The organism is Sphingosinicella microcystinivorans (assembly GCF_003634215.1).
Lineage (GTDB): Bacteria > Pseudomonadota > Alphaproteobacteria > Sphingomonadales > Sphingomonadaceae > Sphingosinicella > Sphingosinicella microcystinivorans.
Map to the genome: position 1 here is coordinate 1,539,480 of NZ_RBWX01000007.1, position 14,711 is coordinate 1,554,190.

General features: G+C 64.9%; 12 protein-coding genes. 8 read left to right on the plus strand and 4 right to left on the minus strand.

Going from position 1 to position 14,711, the window contains the following annotated elements:
* Positions 1-26 precede the first annotated feature (26 nt).
* Positions 27-2,378, minus strand: a complete 2,352-nt coding sequence (locus DFR51_RS07340) for a coiled-coil domain-containing protein (RefSeq protein ID WP_160119208.1) — start codon at positions 2,376-2,378, stop codon at positions 27-29.
* A 134-nt stretch (positions 2,379-2,512) separates the two neighbouring features.
* Between DFR51_RS07340 and DFR51_RS18975 the strand changes: the two genes are divergently transcribed.
* Positions 2,513-2,821 carry an Hpt domain-containing protein gene (locus DFR51_RS18975; protein ID WP_160119209.1) on the plus strand — a complete coding sequence of 103 codons (309 nt, stop codon included), beginning with the start codon at positions 2,513-2,515 and terminating at the stop codon, positions 2,819-2,821.
* Here DFR51_RS18975 and DFR51_RS07350 read toward each other — a convergent pair.
* Positions 2,810-3,634: a CDP-alcohol phosphatidyltransferase family protein gene (locus tag DFR51_RS07350; RefSeq protein WP_170151758.1), complete on the minus strand. Its 825-nt coding sequence runs from the start codon at positions 3,632-3,634 to the stop codon at positions 2,810-2,812. The genes DFR51_RS18975 and DFR51_RS07350 overlap by 12 nt on opposite strands.
* Before the next feature lie 89 nt (positions 3,635-3,723).
* On the opposite strand from DFR51_RS07350, the gene DFR51_RS07355 reads away from it, so the two are divergent.
* The 7 genes from DFR51_RS07355 (at position 3,724) to DFR51_RS07385 (ending at position 11,880) form a co-directional block, all read left to right on the plus strand.
* Entirely contained in the window at positions 3,724-5,082 is a 1,359-nt protein-coding gene (locus DFR51_RS07355) for a CDP-alcohol phosphatidyltransferase family protein (protein WP_160119210.1), read from the plus strand.
* A gap of 42 nt (positions 5,083-5,124) precedes the next feature.
* Positions 5,125-6,231, plus strand: a complete 1,107-nt coding sequence (locus DFR51_RS07360; RefSeq protein WP_121048627.1) for an inositol-3-phosphate synthase — start codon at positions 5,125-5,127, stop codon at positions 6,229-6,231.
* 9 nt (positions 6,232-6,240) lie between these two features.
* Entirely contained in the window at positions 6,241-6,951 is a 711-nt protein-coding gene (locus DFR51_RS07365) for a phosphocholine cytidylyltransferase family protein (RefSeq protein ID WP_121048630.1), read from the plus strand.
* Positions 6,948-8,408 (plus strand): capsule assembly Wzi family protein, encoded by a 1,461-nt coding sequence (locus DFR51_RS07370; protein WP_121048633.1) that lies wholly within the window; start codon positions 6,948-6,950, stop codon positions 8,406-8,408. Before DFR51_RS07365 ends, DFR51_RS07370 begins: the two co-directional genes overlap by 4 nt.
* 77 nt (positions 8,409-8,485) lie before the next feature.
* Entirely contained in the window at positions 8,486-9,628 is a 1,143-nt protein-coding gene (locus tag DFR51_RS07375) for a DUF2336 domain-containing protein (protein ID WP_121048636.1), read from the plus strand.
* Between the two features lie 5 nt (positions 9,629-9,633).
* Positions 9,634-11,094, plus strand: a complete 1,461-nt coding sequence (locus tag DFR51_RS07380; protein WP_121048639.1) for a sensor histidine kinase — start codon at positions 9,634-9,636, stop codon at positions 11,092-11,094.
* Positions 11,095-11,106: 12 nt separating this feature from the next.
* The gene (locus DFR51_RS07385; protein WP_121048642.1) at positions 11,107-11,880 is read left to right on the plus strand and encodes a bestrophin-like domain; all 774 of its coding nucleotides are present in this window, start codon (positions 11,107-11,109) and stop codon (positions 11,878-11,880) included.
* Positions 11,881-11,941: 61 nt separating this feature from the next.
* Here the strand turns inward: DFR51_RS07385 and DFR51_RS07390 are convergent, their stop codons facing one another.
* Both DFR51_RS07390 and gltX read right to left on the minus strand, forming a co-directional pair.
* Positions 11,942-13,228, minus strand: coding sequence for a citrate synthase (locus DFR51_RS07390; RefSeq protein ID WP_121048645.1), 1,287 nt, complete (start codon positions 13,226-13,228; stop codon positions 11,942-11,944).
* A gap of 32 nt (positions 13,229-13,260) precedes the next feature.
* Positions 13,261-14,688 (minus strand): glutamate--tRNA ligase, encoded by a 1,428-nt coding sequence (gene gltX, locus DFR51_RS07395; RefSeq protein ID WP_121048649.1) that lies wholly within the window; start codon positions 14,686-14,688, stop codon positions 13,261-13,263.
* Positions 14,689-14,711 lie beyond the last annotated feature (23 nt).

Consider the following 14,711-nt stretch of genomic DNA (forward strand, 5'->3'; position numbering starts at 1 on the left):
GCGGGCAAGCGAAGTCGAGGGACGGCTCAGCGCAGGCGCTCCGTCGCCTGCGCCAATGCCACGTAGAGCTTGCCGAGGTCGGACGACAGCAGCGTCATCGAAAGCGCATTGCCGTCGCGGTCCGCGTTGAAGCGGCGGAGCATGGCTTCGAAATCGTGGATGTAGCGGCGGACGCCGTCGCGGAATTCGGCATCCTCGCTGTAGCGGCGCGTGACTTCCTTGGCGTCGCGGTTCGTGAGGAGTTGCACGGCGCGGCGTGAGAACACGCCGCGTTCCCCCGCGAGATACTGCTTCCACGCCGTCTCGGTGACCTCCGCCGAAAGCCCCTTGGCGATATCGATCGAGGCACTGTTGAGCGCTTCGACGAGCAGTTCGGACTGACGGCCGATGTCCTTCCGGAGTGCGGCGTCGAGGTGCGCGTCGGCCTCGTTCACGCGGGTTTCGATGGCGGCAGCGGTTTCGGCGACCGACACCAGCTGGCGCGACAGTCGCTCAGCGGCCAGCTGCGCGGCGTCGGCACTGCGCGCGCCGGCGGCCTCCAGCGCCTTGATCTGGGTTTCCACCGGCTCGATCGCGCTCTGGCGTACAGCCTCACGCGACGCCTTTGTCAGCGCTTCGCGCGCTTCCTCGACGACAGCTTCAAGCGCCGTCTTCACGGTGCCAGCCGTCTGCGCCGCGACTTCACGCACGCGCCCGAGCGCGTCGATCAGTTGCGTCGTCGCGCTGAGCGCGGTGCTTTCCGCCGAGCGTTCGACGCCCGACAGGATGCCCTGCGCGACCTCGATCTCGCCGCGTACCTTGGCGACGACGGCCTCGAGGCTTTCGCGCTGGTCTTCGAGCCCGTCGAGCAGTTCGTCGATCGCCTTCCGTCCGGCGGCGATCGGGGCGTTGATTGCGACGGCGCGTTCGGACACGCGGTCGATGTCCTGTGAAAGGTTCGCCACCGAACCCCGCAGCGCATCGATGGCGCCAAGGCCCTTTTCGGCGCCTGCCGGTACGCCTTCGACAAGCGAGGCTAGCGCCTCTTCGGTCGCGCTGCGCACGGCGGCGAGCGCATCGCCGATCTCCTTCGCGGCGCCGCGCGTGGTGCCGAGCGGTGTGGAGAGCGAATCGATCTCGCAGCGCACCTGTGCAATCCGCGCGGAGAGGCTGGCGAGGACGCTTTCGCTCGAATTGGCCGCGTTGCCGAGCTTGGCGTCGAGCACGCTGAAGCCGCGCTCGACGGTATCCAGGAAGCCGCGGCTGCCTGCGTCCTGATCGCTGATGCGCTTGCTGAGTTCTGAGACGTGCTCGGCGATGGCCGTGATCCGGCTTGCGATGGTCTCGATGGCCCGCCCGCCGATGTCTTCAAGATCGAGCGAGGTACGCGAGATCGCCGCGGCGAGTGCTGCCGTTTGCGCCTCGACGCCGGCGCGGGTGGCTTCCAGCGCTTCACCGGTCTTGGCGAGCGCAGCGTCGCCGCTCGCTTCGAGCGCGGTCGAATACGCACCGAGGCGACCTTCGGCGTCCGCGGCAGAGGCGGAAATCGCGGAAATCACGTTGGTGAGGCTTGCGGTCGCGGCCTTGGCCTGTGCGCCGGCTTCCTCACTGCGTGTCCACACGGCGGCAAGCAGGTCTTCCGTTTCCAGAAGCTGTGTGCGTGCGTCGGTGGCGCTCGTGGCGAGCAGGCCAGCGATGCGGTTCACCTGCGCTTCGGCGTCGGGAAGCGCGCTCGCAAGCGAATCGAAACTGGCCCGCGCCTTCTCGCTGCTCTCCGCGAGCGCGGTGGAGCTGGCGTCGATCGCGGCGCGGTCCTCTGCGAGTGTTCCCGCGAGCGTGCGCGTGCGGTGAACGGCGGCGTCGGTGGCGCTCACGAAGCCCTCAACCTCGTCTGCGAACACCTTGCGCAGCCCCTCGACGCGCATGGTCACGGCGGCGAGCACGGAATCGATGCTTTCCAGCTGCGTGCGCGTTTCGCGTGCGGTGAGTGCGAAGCGCTCCTCGGCGGCTTCGATTCGGGCCAGCATCTCGCGCTGTTGACCCGGCCATACGCGTGCCGCGACGAGCGCGATCAGCCAGATTGCAGACAGGGGCGCAGCCACGCCGCCCGCGACACCCGCCCATTCGGTGAGCGTCAGAGCGCCAACACCCGCCGAACCGGCAATCAGCCAGACGACAGCGGCGGCAAGCGCCAGCCATGCAAGCGAAGCGAGCCCGGCGAACAGAAGGACGCGGCTGGAAAAGGTCGGCACGGAATCGTCCACGGCCTCCTCATCCATCTGGCGCAGACGCTTCATCGGCGCCGACGTGTCCGGCTCTGCATCGGACGAGTGGGGCTTCTGCCACGTGTAGTCCGGCGGAAGTTTTTCCGGAAATGACCGCCGACCGACTGGACTCATGGTGCACGACCCCCGCGAAACCTGTTGTATTAAAACCCCTCGCGCACCTGTCTATCACCGCCCGTGCGGACAGGACAGCCCGGCAATCGGCATTTGTCTACACTTTGTTAACACTCGTCGCCGAACATGGGCGCATGAACCCCGAATCCGCCCCTGCTTTCCTGCCGCATCGACTGCTCGAGATCACGGGCGGGGATACGGCGCTGTTCGACGATCTCATGTCGGAATTTCGCGAAAATCTGCCCGCCTATGCCGCTGAACTGCGTGCCGCAAAAGATCGCGCGGGCTGGAAAGCGGCAGCGCACCGTCTGAAAGGCGCGGCGCAGGCAATCGGTGCGGAAGCCATTGGCGCGATCGCGCTGCTTGCCGAGCTGTCGGCACCGGGTGACAGCGCGCTCCTCGCGCGCCTCGACGCCGAGATCATGCGCTTTTCAAGCTTCTAGAAACGCGCCCTCGCGTTGCCGGCGCGCGCGTTCGATCAGAACCGCGGCCAGGCTGAGACCAAGGATTTCCCAAAGCCAGTACCAGAGCGGGCTTCCGGCAAGGCATGCAATGAAGATCGCAAATGTGCGCCCGCTCGCGCCGAGGATCGTGGCGGCGGAGAGAACAGGGCGCATTCTCTCCACATAGAGCGCACGCAGCGCGGGGTCCGCGCCGAGCGCTGCATCGAGTGCGTGTGCGCCGGGCATCAATTTCGCCTGAAGAGCATTGTAGCCGACCTCGAGAAAACCGCCGACCGCCGTGCGGGGCACAAAACCGGGCTGGCCCGCGCTTCGCCGCATGAACACTTCGCGCTGAAGCTCGTACCATGCGGCCTGCACGACGTGCGCCGCGCCTGCAAGTACGGCCGCTCCCAGGCTGATCGCGAGTCCCGCTTCGTTTTTAGCCGCGAAGGCAAGGCTCAAGTAGACCAGAATGAAGACGCTGTAGTCGCAGAAGCCGTCGAGGAAACGCCCGAACTCGCTGGTCCGCCCCGTGGCCCGCGCCGTCATGCCGTCCAGGCCATCGAAGACGTGCCAGGCAAGCATCGCCGCGAATCCGGCGAGTGCCATCGCCGGGGTTTCATAATGAAAATAGGCCCAGGCCGCGACGATGCCGAAGCCGATTCCGGCGATTGAAATGGCGTTTGGCGGAATATGGAGTTTAACCGCAACCGGCAGAAATGCCCGCGATACCGGATGAATGACCGCGATGTTCAGCGGTTCCTCTATGTCCCGCGGGCGTCCGCCGTCTGCTGTGTCGACAGTGAATTGCATCATGTGCGATGTGCGCCGCTCAGGGGAGAGTTGGCAAGTCCGCTTGCTTGCCCTTATGGTCCGCCATCCATTCAGACCCGGAGACGTCGATGGCGCTTGTAGCGCTGCTCTATGCCCATCATTTCAGTGCCGGGGCGGATGAACCGCTGGCCGCGCTCAGCATCACGGGAATCGCCTCGGTGGACCGGCAGATTCGCCAGTGCCGCCGCGCGGGCGCCGAGCGCGTCGTCGTGATGGTGGAGCGTGTGACGCCCCGCCTCGCCGCCGCGCTCGACCGCGCGCGCCGCGCATCGTCCGGCATCGAGGTCGTTCACGGCGGAGATGGTGTCCGCGCCGCGATCCGTGAGGAAGACAGTGTGCTTTCGCTCGACGAGGGGCTTGTCGCCGATGAGCGCGCGATCGCCGCCGTCGCGAGCGCGGCGGGGGACGTGGTGCTCGGTGTGTGGATGGAGGCGGATGAGCGCCCGATCACGGCGGAACGGATCGCCTCGGACCGATTCTTCGCCGGGCTCGCGCGTTTCCCCGGGCGTCTTGTTCGCAGCGTCGCGGGCCGTCTCGGCGACTGGGACATGCAGGCCACGCTGGTTCGCTCGGCGCTGGGGGAGGGGCCGCACACGCCTGTCGCCGTCGCCCGCATCCCGGCCTATTGCCCGTCGCGGCGGCGCGAGGTGCCGCTGCAATGGCGCCGCGCGACCGATGCCGCTTCCGCCGACGCAGCGACCACGGAGGCGCTGGCCGCCGCACAGAAGGGCATTCTCGATTGGCCGGCGCGCTTCATTCACCCGCCGGTCGAAAACCTGCTCACACGTCTGCTGCTGCCGACGCCGCTCACGCCCAACATGATTTCTGTAGGCGTGTTCCTGCTTGGGCTCGCCGCGATGGCGGCATTCGCGCTCGGCCATCTCTGGATCGGGCTCGCGCTCGCGCTCGTCATCGGCCCGCTCGATGGCGTGGACGGCAAGCTCGCGCGCACCCGGGTCGAATTCTCGAAGTGGGGTGATCTGGAGCATGTCGCGGACAAGGTCGTGGAATACGGCTGGTTCGCCGCGCTCGCATATTATTTCAATTCGGTCGGCCACGGCGGCGCATGGCCGCTCGCCGCGATCTGCGTGGGCTTCGCGCTCGCCGAAGCCGTACAGGGCGAGTTCTTCCGCCGTTTCACGGGCAAGCAGATCGACGACGCCGGCGACTTCGAACGCCGCTTCCGGTTGGTCGCGGGCCGCCGCAACACGTTCTTCTGGAGCCTTTTGCCGTTCGCGGCTTTTGGCGCCTGGTATGCGGGTTTTGCGATGATCGCGGCATACAGCGCGCTTACCTTTTTCGTCATGCAGGCGCGCTTCTTCGTTCGATTGCAGGAATATGGCAGCGAAAACAGCGATCGGATCGCCGCGAACTTTGCCAAGACGGCTTACACATTCTTGCCCGATTCCGCTGGCAACGCTAAGTGATCGTCTTCAACCGCGCAGTAGACGCGCCTCAGGATCTTTCCCATGCATGAAGTAAGAGTAGCTGTCGTTGGTATCGGCAATTGCGCAAGTTCGCTTGTCCAAGGTGTCGCCCACTATCAGAACGGTGGCGCAAACGAACAGATCGGCCTGCTGCACTGGGATCTGGGCGGTTACCGCCCCAAGGATATTCGTTTCGTTGCCGGTTGGGATATCGATCGCCGCAAGGTCGGCCTTGATATCGCCGAGGCGATCTTCGCAAAGCCGAATTGCACCGCCGTATTCTGCGATCATGTGCCGGAAACAGGCACGCGCGTCCGCATGGGCCATATTCTCGACGGCGTCGGCGAACATATGGCCGACTATTCCGAAGACCGCACGTTCCTCGTGGCGAACGAGGCGGAGCCGGACAAGGATGAGGTCGTGCGTGTGCTGCGCGAGACGCGCGCTGACGTGCTGATGAACTACCTTCCCGTCGGCAGCCAGAAGGCGACCGAGTTCTACGCCGAATGCGCGCTCGAAGCCGGGGTGGCGTTCGTCAACAACATCCCGGTGTTCATCGCCAGCGACCCCGTATGGGCAAAGCGCTTCAAGGACGCGGGCCTCCCGATCATCGGCGACGACATCAAGGCGCAGCTCGGTGCCACGATCGTCCACCGCGTGCTCACCGACCTTTTCAAGAAGCGCGGCGTGAAGCTCGATCGGACCTACCAGCTCAACACCGGCGGCAACACAGACTTCCTCAACATGCTGAACCGCTCGCGCCTCGCCTCCAAGAAGGAGTCGAAGACGGAAGCCGTGCAGTCCGTCGCCGAGCGCCGCATGGAGGACGAGAACATCCACGTTGGCCCGTCCGACTATGTGGCTTGGCAGAATGACAACAAGGTCTGCTTCCTGCGCATGGAAGGGCAGCTTTTCGGCGGCGTCCCGATGAACCTCGAACTCCGCCTGTCGGTGGAGGACAGCCCGAACTCCGCAGGCGTCGCGATCGATATGATCCGCTGTGCGAAACTCGCACTCGATCGTGGTCTTTCGGGGCCGATCGATGCTGCGGCAAGCTATTTCTGCAAACACCCGCCGCGCCAGACGAGCGACGATCTTGCGTTCGCCGCGCTCGAGGCGTTCATCGCCGGCGGCGGCAAGCTCCACTAGGCCAGGGTTGTGCAGGCCATTGTGCTTGCCGCCGGTTTCGGCAGCCGGCTGCGTAGCCACGCGCCATCGAAGCCGCTCGCACAGGTCGCGGGTCGGCCGTTGCTGCTCCACACGGCCTTGCGTCTCGCCGAAGCCGGTGTCGATGACATCACGGTGGTGCTCGGGCACCGTGCAGAAGATGTCGCGGCGGCGCTCGCGGAATGGAATCTGCCGCTCGGCGTACGCACGGTCACTGTCGCTGACCCGGCGCTGCCGAACGGCGTCTCGGCGCTGGCGGCCGCGCCGTTCATTGCGTCGCGGGCCTTGCTTGTAATGGCCGACCATCTCGTCGACCCCGCGCTCTACCGTGCCGTGGCCGAGGCGCGCGCCGAGGACGACGCGCTGCTGCTTGGCGTCGATCGCCGTATCGGCCACGCCTGGATCGACGAGGATGACGTCACACGCGTCCGCACCGAAGGGGATGCCATCGTCGCCATCGGCAAGCACCTTGAGCCCTTCAACGGATATGACACCGGGGTCTTTTCCGTGGGCAAGCCGCTGTTTGATGCGCTTTCCGGGCTTTCCACGCCCAGCCTGTCGCAGGGTGTTGCCGCGCTCGCCGCGTCGGGGCTTGCGCGCGCGGTCGAAACCGGGGATGGCGCTTGGCTCGACGTTGACGACGCGCGGGCGCTGGATATCGCGGAGCGCTGGCTTGGCGCGAAAGGGGAGAGTGCTGCATGAAGTCTCTTGTTGCGGCCGCCGCCGTACTGCTGTCGTCGATGCCCGCTGTCGCAGGTCCATGGCTTGAAGCGGGCGACCGCCAGGTCCGCGCCGATGTCGAGCTTCTGAAAGCCGCCGGGCTGATCCACGGCCCCGTCAATGCATGGCCTCTGCCGTGGGCGCAGGTCGCTGAGGGGCTTGAGCGCGCGAACGGCCAGGCGCTGCCGCCGCATCTCGGCGCTGCCGTGCGCCGACTCACGATCCTTTCAGAGCGCGACGGCCAGAAGAGCCGCTACGAGGTCCGCGCCCGCGGCACCAATCGCGCGTCCGTCGTCCGCGATTTCGGCGATACCGCCCGCGAGGACGGCGACGTCACCGTCCGTGCCGAGCATGAGCTCGGCAAGCTCTATGTCTCTTACGGCGTCGGCTGGCGTGATGGTCAGCAGGGCCGCGATTTCCACTTCGAGCCGGCGACACTCGCGCTCCCGATCGGCAACTGGGCGCTCTACGGCGGCTATGTCGATACGTGGTGGGGTCCGGGTCACGACAGCGCGCTGCTCTTCTCTACGAACGCCCGCCCGATCCCGCGCGTCGGTATCAAGCGGCTGGTGCCCGAGCCGATCGACTTTCCCGTGCTCCGCTGGTTCGGCCCTTGGCGTCTCGATATCTTCGCAGGCATCGCGACCGAAAAGCGCGCGGACTACAACAATCCCGCCATCGCGGGGATGCGCCTATCGTTCGAACCCGTCCCGGGCCTCGAAGTCGGCCTCAATCGCGGACTTCAACTCTGCGGCAGCGGGCGCCCCTGCGGGCTCGGCACGATCTTTGACGCCGTTGTCGGCATCGGCGACGCCGACAACACGGGCACCTTGAACGAGCCCGGCAACCAGATCGCCGGGTTCGACGTCAGCTATACGCGCATGATCGGCAACGTCGCGGTGCAGGCTTACACGGAGTGGGAAGCCGAGGACGAGGACAACCTCCTTATCGAGCAGTTCTCGCGCATGGCGGGGTTCACGCTGTCCGGTCCGATCGGTGACAACGGCGCGAGCTGGACACTTCTGGGCGAATGGTCCGATACGCTTGCGGTGAAGCTCGGGGGTGGCAAAACCTATCCCGGAAGTATGTATAATAATTTCATATACTTCGACGGCTTCACCTATCGCGACCGCGCGTTTGGCCACAGCCTCGATGGCGACAGCGAACTCTGGACCGCTGGTCTCTCCGTCACGGACGCTAAGAACCGCCGTTTCTACGGCACCTATCGCCGCGTCGACATCAACAAGACGAGCAACCTCAGGAACAACAACCTTTCGCTCAATCGCGAGACTTACAACGCCTTTGAAATCGGCACCGAACTCCCCACGGCGTTCGGGGATATCAGCCTTGAGGCGCGCTATGATACCGATGCGCCGAACACGCCGGGCGTCAGTGATGCAAAAACGGCGATCGAAATTGGCTGGCGCACGCGCTTCTAGGTTAATTCAATTTTAGGCGCATCCCTCTAGGTTCGACATCCGAGAAAATATACGGGTTGCACCAAAGAGGGGTTGTCTTGCCGCTGGACCGGCCAATCGACGTTCAGGCGCTGCTGGGTCTCGCCGCTGGCCGTTCCGGCGCAGCGCGGGCACAGATTGCGAACGCGGTCACCGATCTTTTCCTGCCCGCGGCACAGCGGCTTACCGATCAGCAGCGCGCCCTGATGACGGATGTGCTCGGGCGTCTGCTCGGGACCATCGAAATGGAGGTGCGCCGGCACCTTGTCGATGCGCTCAGCCGTTCGCCCGCATCGCAGCCGGAGCTCGAAGCCCGGCTCGCAAGCGACAGCATCGAGGTGGCGCGGCCGATTCTGGAGCGCAGCCGCGTGGTGCGCAACCCCGCGCTCATGGACATCGTCATCCAGTGTGCCGAAGAGCACCGCATGGCGATCGCGCTGCGCGAAACGGTCTCGCCGCCGCTCACGGAGGCACTGGCCGAGCGTGGCTTCAAAGGCGGCGAAGACGATGTCCTCGAAGGCCTGATCCGCACCGAAGACCCAGTGCTTTCGCGGCGCGCGATGGAGCTTCTGGTTGCCGAGAGCAAGCGCAACGGCCAGTTCCAGCAGCCGCTGCTCACGCAAAACGATCTGCCCGCCGACCTCGCGCACGAGGTGTATTGGTGGGTCGCGGCAGCGCTCCGCCGACACATTCTCAAGAATTTCGTCATCGATCAGGCCGTGCTCGATCCGATGCTCGAACGCGCGGCGAAGCGCGCGATGGTGGAATACGACGACACGCAGTCCGTGCAATCCCGCGCGCTCCAGCTTGCGCGGCGCCTCAACGAACTTGGCGAGCTGACGGACGGCTTCCTGCTTCGCACCCTTCGCCAGGGGCGGCTCAGCCTTTTCACCGCAGCGTTTGCAGCCCGCGCGAAGATCGCTTTCAATACCGTGTGGCGGATCGTCACCGATCCTGCGAGCGAGAGCTTTATCGTGTTGGCGAAGGCCGTTGACGTCAGCCGTGACGCCACGGCGTCACTCGTGATCGTGCTTGGCGATCTGGGCAACGCGGCAAGCGCGCGGCCACCTTCGGCGGTCGCGGAAGTTCTCCGTCTTCACGACGACCTCGATGTCGCCTCTGCGCGCCGCGTGCTGAACTATTGGCAGCTCGATGCCGGCCTTCGACAGGCGATAGACGATCTGAACGAGGGTGCCGCGTAGCGGCCATGTTTGAGCCGCGCGACATTCGCCCCGGTCATGCGAGCGCGTTCGATGTGCTCGCGGCAGCTGATCCTGCGCTTGCCGGCGCCGTCGTATTCGAATGTTCGTCAACCGGCGCGCTTTTTGAAGCCAACGCGGCTTACACCGAGCTTGAACGCGCAGCGATGCTCACGCCCGGCGAACTTGCGTCCCGGCTGGTCGCTGCGCTGGCACCGGCAGGAGAATCGGTTTCCGCAAGCTTCACTCTTGAGCTTTTAAGCGAACCGCGTCATTTTCACATTCGTTTCGTGCCCGTGTCGACACAGGCCCGCAACGAGTTGAAATTCGTAGGAATCATGCGGGAATCGTCCACTACGGTTGGAGAGCGCGAGCGCGAAACCCTTGCTGGCTGGCAGGGCGATGAGCTCGTTCGCGTCAATTCCGACTGGTATTGGGAGACGGACAGCCGTGGATCGCTCACCTCGATTTCCCGCGCGCTGGAGCTTCTGGTCGGGCAGCCCGCAGGCGCGCTTCTCGGCCGTCCGCTGACCGCGATCGGCACGCTGCTGCGCGGCGAAAACGGCGAAGTGCCCTATGAAACCGCGCAGGCGCGGGGTTCCAGCTTCCGCGATCAGCTGATGTCGGTCACCACGCAGGGCGGCGCGACGCGGCTCTATCGTCTTGCGGGCGTCGCCGTTCCTACCAAGGATGGCGGCTGCGGGTATCGCGGCGTCGCGGCAGTGGTGCCCGATAGCGCGCGCCTCATAGAGCGCATGCGCACGGAGCTTGGCCGCACCGCAAAAGCCAATTTCCTCTCGTCGATGAGCCACGAGCTGCGCACGCCGCTCAACGCCATCATCGGCTTTGCCGAGGCGATGAACCATGAAGTCCATGGTCCGCTCAAGGCGCAGTACGTCGAATATGCGGGCGACATCGCCAACGCCGGGCGCCACCTGCTCGGCCTCATTCAGGATCTGCTCGACATCTCCAGCCTCGATTCCGGCGAGATCGACCTCGATACCGAGGATTTCGACCTTGCCGCGCTCATCGAGCAGGCGCGCGCGATGGTCCAGATGAAGGCATCGGCGCGCAATATCGATATCAAGGCCGTCGCGCTCGATGCGCCGTTGCGGGCGCGGGGTGATCGCCGGCGTACGCTCCAGATTCTCGTCAACCTGCTCACCAACGCTGTGAAGTTCACGCCGGAAGGCGGCTTCGTTGGCGCTGAGCCGGCGACGTCGCTGCCCGGCTATGTCGCCGTCACCGTCTGGGACTCAGGCCCCGGCATCGCGCCGGAAGACCAGGCACGCGTGTTCGAGAAGTTCGAGCAGCTGCCGACGCCGCCCTATGTGGCGAGCGGCGAGGGGACCGGCCTCGGTCTCCACATTTCGCGTCGCCTCGCCGAGCTCATGAATGGCGGCCTTACGCTCGAAAGCCACAAGGGCATGGGCGCCCGCTTCACGCTCACGCTGCCGGTATCAGACTGACACGCCGCATATATGAGCTTGCTCGACACGGCATTAATTTCCGAAAATCTTTGGCTGCTCGGCATAGGTCTGTTTGCCGCGATGACTTTGTGCGCGCGGCTAGGTGCACGTCTTCGCCAGGCCGGTGGCACCGAGAGGGATGGTGAAGGCGGCGGCGAGGGGTATCTTCTGTCGGCCGCGCTCGCGCTCCTTGGCTTATTGATCGCGTTCACCTTTTCTCTGGCGCTTAACCGGTACGATACGCGCCGCGCGCTTGTGGTAACGGAAGCGAACGCCATCAGCACGACCTGGCTTCGAGCAGAACTCGCGGGTGAGAGCTCCGGGACGGAGCTGCAAAGGGCGATTGCAGATTACACCGATGTTCGCCTGAAGTTGCCCGCAGCCGAGGACAACGCAGAGAGTGTGGAAGTGGAGACCGTCAAGGCGCAGGCAAAGCTGTGGGCGGATATGCGCGCCGCGATCCGCGATGCGCCTCCGCCTGTTGCCGCCACGATCGTTACCGCAACCAACGAAATGTTCGATGTGGCGAGTGCCCGGAAGGCGGAGCGCATCGCGCGTGTTCCCGGACGCGTGATAGAAGTGCTGATCCTTTATGCCATGATGTCTGCGGCTATCGTCGGGTACGTTCTTGGCGGATCGGGCGGCAAGCATCGCGTCGTCACCACGATTCTGTTCGCGCTCCTTACGCTCGCCCTGCTGCTGATCCTCGATCTCGATAGGCCGTGGAGCGGCGGCATTACGGTGTCCCAGCAACCGATGCTGGACGCCCGCGCCGCGATGCGTTGAAGGCGCAAACGAAATCGGGCGCCCGAAGGCGCCCGTTGGTTTCCGTATGTTGACCCGCCGATCAGCGGTTCGTGATCTCCACATAGTCGCGCGCCGTTGCGCCGGTGTAGAGCTGGCGCGGGCGGCCGATCTTCTGCGCCGGATCCTCGATCATCTCGTTCCACTGCGCGACCCAGCCCACGGTGCGGGCGAGCGCGAAAAGCACGGTGAACATGGAGGTCGGGAAGCCGATCGCCGAAAGGATCACGCCCGAATAGAAGTCCACGTTCGGGTACAGCTTCTTCTCGATGAAATACTCGTCGTTGAGCGCGAGGTGCTCCAGCTCGCGCGCCACGTCGAACACCGGGTCGGTGACGCCCAGCTTGGCGAGAACCTCGTTCGCCGTCTTCTGCATGACCTTCGCCCGCGGGTCGTAGTTCTTGTAGACACGGTGACCGAAGCCCATCAGGCGGAACGGGTCGTCCTTGTCCTTGGCGCGCTTGATATATTCCGGAATCTTGTCGGGCGTGCCGATCTCGCGCAGCATTTCGAGGGCGGCCTCGTTGGCGCCGCCGTGCGCCGGGCCCCACAGGCAGGCGATGCCGGCCGCGATGCACGCAAACGGATTGGCGCCTGACGAACCGGCGAGACGCACGGTCGAGGTCGAGGCGTTCTGCTCGTGGTCGGCATGGAGGATGAAGATCTTGTCCATCGCCTTCTCGATCACCGGATCCACCTCATAGGGCTCCGCCGGCACGCCAAAGGTCATGCGCAGGAAGTTGCCCGTGTAGGAGAGGCTGTTGTCCGGATAGAGGAACGGCTGGCCCACCGAATATTTGTAAGCCATCGCCGCGATGGTCGGCATCTTGGCGATCAGTCGGTGGCTCGCGATCCGGCGCTGGACGGGATCGTTGATGTCGGTCGAGTCGTGGTAGAAGGCCGAGAGCGCGCCGACGACGCCGCACATGATCGCCATCGGGTGCGCGTCGCGCCGGAAGCCGCGATAGAACATCGCGAGCTGTTCGTGGATCATCGTGTGGCGCGTGATCGTGCGCACGAACTCGTCATACTCGTTCGGGTTCGGAAGCTCGCCGCGCATCAGCAGGTACGCGACTTCCATGAAGCTCGACTTTTCGGCGAGCTGATCGATCGGGTAGCCGCGGTGGAGCAGCACGCCCTGGTCGCCGTCGATGTACGTGATCTTCGATTCGCAAGATGCGGTCGAGGTGAAGCCGGGATCGTAGGTAAAGGCGCCGGTGTTGCCGTAGAGCTTGCGAATATCGACGACATCCGGCCCGACCGAGCCCGAAAGCACCGGGTAGTCGCTGGCCTTGCCGCCCAGATCCAGCTTCGCAGTCGTGTTGCTCATGGCTCGCTCACCCTTCCGTTGTCGTTGGCGGTCTAGGCCGTCTTCCCAACTTGATCGTCTATCCTGCCGAGGCTCTCATCGCGCCCCATCACTTCAAGCACTTCGAATATACCCGGCGACGTCGTGGTTCCCGTTAACGCCGCGCGCAGGGGCTGTGCCAGCTTGCCGAGCCCGATCTCTTCGCGCTCCGCGTAATCCCGCACGGCTGCCTCGATGGCCGCGGTCGTCCATTCGCCGACGCCGGCGATAACCTCCCGCAGTGCAGCAAGGCGCCCTCTGCCGGCGCTGTCTAGCAACCCTTCGGCCTTTTCGTCGAGTGTTATTGGGCGCTGCCGAAACAGAAATGCGCTTGAAGCGGCCAACTCGTTCAAATCTTTCGCTCTTGGCTTCAGATGCGGCATTGTGCGGAGCAGCAAGTCTCGCTCTTGCGGTGTCAGATCGCGCGCCAGCATGGCGGCAATCCGCCGTTCGATCAGCCGTACCAGCCGGGGGTCGTCGGCGCTGCGCAGATAATGGCCGTTGACGTTCTCCAGTTTCTTGAAGTCGAGTCGTGCCGGGTTGCGCCCGATGCCCTCCAGCGTGAAGACTGCGGCGGCTTCGTCCCGCGTGAAAAACTCCTGGTCGCCGTGGCCCCAGCCGAGCCGGAGCAAATAGTTTTCCAGCGCTTCGGGCAGGAACCCCATGTCGCGGTAGGCATCGACGCCTAGCGCCCCGTGCCGCTTCGAAAGTTTGGCGCCGTCCGCGCCGTGGATCAGCGGAACATGCGCATAGCTCGGCTCCGACCAGCCGAGCGCACGGATCAGTGCGAGCTGACGGAAGGCGTTGTTCAAATGGTCATCGCCGCGGATCACGTGCGTTACGCCCATGTCGTGGTCATCGACGACCACCGCCAGCATGTACGTCGGCGTTCCATCAGAGCGCAGCAGCACGAAATCGTCGAGCTCTGCGTTCTTCACCGTCACCGCGCCCTGCACGGCATCGGTGATGGTCACTTCACCCTCCTGCGGTGCCTTCAGGCGGATCACGTAGGGCGCACCGTCGGGTGCTTCAGAAGGGTCGCGGTCGCGCCAGCGCCCGTCGTAGCGCATCGGGCGCTTTTCGGCGCGCGCGGTTTCGCGCATCTGCTCCAGCTCTTCCGCGCTCGCGAAGCACTTGTAAGCGCCGCCCGTCTCCAGCAGCCCCCGCGCGACCTCCGCGTGCCGAGCCTCGCGTTCCGACTGGTAGACGATCTCGCCGTCCCAATCGAGGTTCAGCCAGGAAAGCCCGTCGATGATCGCATCGATCGCTTCCTTGGTGGAACGCGCCTTGTCGGTATCTTCGATACGCAGCTTGAACGTCCCGCCGGTCGCCTTCGCGTAAAGCAGATTGAACAGCGCGGTGCGCGCGCCGCCGATGTGGAGGAAGCCGGTCGGGCTCGGTGCAAAGCGGGTGACGACCGGGGTTTTGGCGCTTGCGCCCATGAAGATCCTGTCCGAAACTGAAG